General features: G+C 65.5%; 3 protein-coding genes and 1 pseudogene. 3 read left to right on the top strand and 1 reads right to left on the bottom strand.

The annotated features are described in order from the left end of the window. From AB0N75_RS18825 to AB0N75_RS18815, 3 genes are all read left to right on the top strand, one after another. A partial coding sequence (locus AB0N75_RS18825) for a zinc-binding dehydrogenase (protein ID WP_364652465.1) occupies positions 1-694 on the top strand: 694 nt, incomplete at its 5' end. A gap of 68 nt (positions 695-762) precedes the next feature. After that, a complete protein-coding gene (locus AB0N75_RS18820; RefSeq protein ID WP_364652464.1) occupies positions 763-1,785 on the top strand; it encodes an LLM class flavin-dependent oxidoreductase in 1,023 nt (340 codons plus the stop codon). 19 nt (positions 1,786-1,804) lie between these two features. Beyond that, positions 1,805-2,446 (top strand): NAD(P)H-binding protein, encoded by a 642-nt coding sequence (locus tag AB0N75_RS18815; RefSeq protein WP_364652463.1) that lies wholly within the window; start codon positions 1,805-1,807, stop codon positions 2,444-2,446. A gap of 341 nt (positions 2,447-2,787) precedes the next feature. Here the strand turns inward: AB0N75_RS18815 and AB0N75_RS18810 are convergent. Further along, positions 2,788-2,931 (bottom strand): annotated as a pseudogene (locus AB0N75_RS18810) (PhnA domain-containing protein); the annotation flags it as partial. Positions 2,932-3,028 lie beyond the last annotated feature (97 nt).

Raw genomic sequence — 3,028 nt, 5'->3', positions numbered from 1 at the left:
TGTGGGCGACCGCGTCTTCGGCGTCGTGACCAAGCCTTACCTCGGCGACGGCTCCTTGGGCGAGTACGTCACCGTGCCCGTCCAGGTCGGAATCGCCAAACTCCCCGACACCGTTGACTTCGTTGAGGGTGCGGCCCTCGGCCTTGCCGGCACAGCCGCGGTCGACGCGGTCGACGCGGCCGGCATCGAGCCGGGAGCCACCGTGCTCATCGCGGGAGCTACCGGCGGCGTCGGTCAGCAGGCGCTCCAGCTCGCTGTCGCCGCGGGCGCGCATGTGATCGGCACTGCCAGCTCCGAGGAAGAGAAGGACCTTGTCACCGGGCTCGGCGCAGCCGCCACTGTTGATTACAAAGCCGACGTCGCCGAACAGGTGCTGGGCAACCACCCCGACGGCATCGATGTCGCCTTCGGTTTCGCCGGCGACCCGTCGGCCCTGGTGCCGGCGGTGAAGCAGGGCGGACGGCTCGTCTCCAGCCTCATCATGAGCCCGGACGACATCCAGGCAGACGGCGTGCAGGTTGTGGCCATCTACGCCAACCCCGCGCCCGAGACCCTTGAACGCCTGGCCAAGAACCAGGCCGAGAAGAACACCACCGTCACCGTGCAGCGGACCTACCGGCTCGAGGAAGCCGCGCAGGCCTTCGAAGACTTCGCCGCCGGCACCCGCGGCAAACTCGTCGTCACCCTCGCCTAACAACGACCGCCAATCACGGGGTGCTGCAAGCGGCCAGCCCTTGCAGCACCCCGGACCGAAGGAAACCCATGGAACTCGGAGTCTTCTCCCTCAGCGACATCAGCCCGGAAAGCCCGGACAGCGCAGCGAGCCGCATCGACGACATCATCGACTACGGTGTCCTCGCCGAAAGGCACGGCCTGGACGTGTACGGCATCGGCGAGCACCACAGCGCACCCTTCGCAGTGTCCTCCCCCGCCATCGTGCATGCGGCGATCGCCCGGGCAACCACCAAGATCAAGCTGACCACCACCGCAACCGTCCTGAGCGTACTCGACCCCGTGCGCGTCTACCAGGATTTCGCCACACTGGATCTGATCAGCCACGGCCGCGCCGAAATCATCGCCGGACGCAGCGCCTTCGCCGAACCCTTCGCCCTCTTCGGCGAGGACATCAGCCTGCTCGACGACCTGTTCGCAGAAAAGCTCGAACTGCTGCTCAAGATCCGCAGCGAGGACCCCGTCACCTGGTCCGGCCGCTTCCGCACCCCGCTGCACCATGCCGAAGTGAACCCCAGGGCAACCGGTGTCCTGCCCGTGTGGGCGGCCGTCGGAGGAACCCCCGCCAGCGCCGAACGAGCCGGCCGGCTCGGCCTTCCCATGGCGTTGGGCCTCATTGGCGGGAACCTTGGCCACGCCAAGGCGCTGGTCGATCTCTACCGCGCCGCCGGCCGGAGTGCCGGGCACCCCGACGAGCGGCTGCAGGTCGGCATCACCAGCCACTTCTACATCGGCGAAACGGCGGAGCAGGCCTACGAAGAGTTCTACCCCTACTACGAGCGCTACCTCGCACCACGGAACAACCGCGGGCGCGGATGGGACGTGGACAAGCAAACGATGGTCGCATTCGCCGCTCGTGGCGGTGCGCTCATGGTCGGGGGCCCCCGGGAAGTTGCGGAGAAAATCCTTGACCTCAAGAGCGAACTCGGCATCGACCGCTTCCTCGGCCAGGTTGACCTCGGCGGGCTGCCCACCGAGATGGTCCGCGACTCCATCGCCCGCTTCGGCGATGTCGTCGCCCCCGCCATCCGCCACGTCCACGCCACCACCTAAGCAACAGGAAAGCACACTCATGAACGTCACCGTCTTCGGCGCCACCGGCGCCATCGGCTCCCTCACCGTCAATGAACTGATCGCCAACGGACACACGGTCACCGCCTACGCCCGCAACGCCGCCAAAATCCCCGCCAGCTGGGGCGACAAGGTACGCGTCGTGATCGGGGAGATCACCGACCAGACCAAGATCGACCAGGCCATCGCCGGAGCCGACGCCGTCATCAGCGCCCTCGGACCGGCCATGGACCGCAAAGCCCAAGGAACTCCGCTCATAGAAGGCACCCAGTACATCTTCGACGCGATGAAAACGCATAAGGTCGCACGCTTCATCGGGCACGCCACGCCCGCCGTGCTCGACCCGCAGGAGAAGCCGACCTTCACCACACGGCTCGCCACGTTCCTGCCCCGCACCTTCATGCCCCGCGCCTACGAAGAAATCACCGGCATGTGCCGCATCATCATGGACTCCGACCGCGACTGGACCATCGTCCGGTTCCTCGCACCAAAGCACACCCCCAAGCAGGACCGCGTCCGCGTCGGGTTCTTCGGCACCGACAAGATCGGATTCCCCGTCAGCCGCGCCGACATCGCCGCCTTCACCGCCGCCCAGATCGACGACGGCACCTACCTCCGACGCGCCCCCGCCGTGAGCAACTAAAAGTCTGGAAGCACCCGTGGCGGCTCGACCAATCCGAGGCCCGAGGACGTGCAATGAGCCAAGTCGTGCCGTTGGCGGGCCAGCTGATCAGGGATTGAGATTCATGACCGCCGCATGTAGTACGACGGCGTGGGATACGCGAGGGTTTGATTCCCTATTACCAGGTGTATTCGCAGTCTTGTCGCCTATTTCGGGGCCAATGTCGACAACACACCAGAATCACTCCTGAAAGAGACGCAGCGGCGGTGCTCCGAACTCGGAATGGCTCATGAGTTCATGGCTGGTAGTTGTGAACAGGCTCGTCGACGACGAAACCCGTATCCACTGGGCATCGCCACCGGTCAGAGGACCTTTTTCACCACGCTGGACTTTAGTTGCATCCGCCCAAAGCCGGGAACGGTCGCATCAATGTCGTGATCTCCCACGCCGTCCTCAATGAGTCGGATGCCGCGCACCTTCGTGCCGACCTTCACGACACCGCCGCCGGCGCCCCGTTACCTTTTTCGTATCCCGTTCCTCGGGAGAGGATATGGGTGTGCTGACCTGATGGCCCCGGCATGATTCCTGCCCCCAGTCGACCAT

The sequence above is a fragment of the Arthrobacter sp. NPDC089319 genome, from assembly GCF_040684925.1.
Taxonomy (GTDB): domain Bacteria; phylum Actinomycetota; class Actinomycetes; order Actinomycetales; family Micrococcaceae; genus Crystallibacter.
Note: the sequence above shows the minus strand (reverse complement) of the source record. Positions and strands in the feature narration are given on the sequence as shown.

Bases quoted from the DNA above. Each gene is read 5' to 3' on its own strand.
- AB0N75_RS18820 (WP_364652464.1), top strand. From the start codon at position 763: ATGGAACTCGGAGTCTTCTCCCTCAGCGACATCAGCCCGGAAAGCCCG.
- AB0N75_RS18815 (WP_364652463.1), top strand. From the start codon at position 1,805: ATGAACGTCACCGTCTTCGGCGCCACCGGCGCCATCGGCTCCCTCACC.